Below are 421 nucleotides of genomic sequence, written 5' to 3'. Positions count from 1 at the left end.
CCTCTTTGGCGACCTGCAATTTGAAACGAACCTCATATCTATTCATGTAACCCTCGGGGTCGGATCAGGTGTCCAACTCCAGGGGGTCACTTCACCATGGGGGCTCGATGGCGCCATCCATGGCGCCAACGGTCCTGCAGCCCCATACCGCCCCGCCCTCGACGGTTTCCCGATGACGGTGGTAGATCCACGCCATGCGTGGATGAATTTCCAACGAAATCGAATATTTCGACAATTGAACGAAGAGCATCCACGCATGGCGTGGATCTACCGTGTCGGCCAAGGTGACATCCACCAGGAGCAGGCCCTGCCATTCCAACCGATTGCGGAACCTGTCGAAGGCGGGGTGGGTCCGGTTGCGGGGGCGTAAGCGCCATGGATGGCGCGACCGAGCCTACAGGGACGTATTTACGGCGTCCCC

1 protein-coding gene is annotated in these 421 nt (G+C 59.4%); it reads left to right on the top strand.

Features of this window, described 5'->3' with window-relative positions; translation table 11 throughout:
• Positions 1–370, top strand: a 370-nt coding sequence (locus TEP_RS19865; RefSeq protein WP_206140283.1) for a hypothetical protein, incomplete at its 5' end; no start/stop codon positions are given.
• Positions 371–421 lie beyond the last annotated feature (51 nt).

The sequence above is a fragment of the Stenotrophomonas sp. TEPEL genome (genome assembly GCF_004348785.1).
Classification (GTDB): Bacteria; Pseudomonadota; Gammaproteobacteria; order Xanthomonadales; family Xanthomonadaceae; genus Stenotrophomonas; species Stenotrophomonas indicatrix.
The sequence above is the reverse complement of the archived record's forward strand: the minus strand, read 5'-3'. Positions and strand labels throughout refer to the sequence as shown.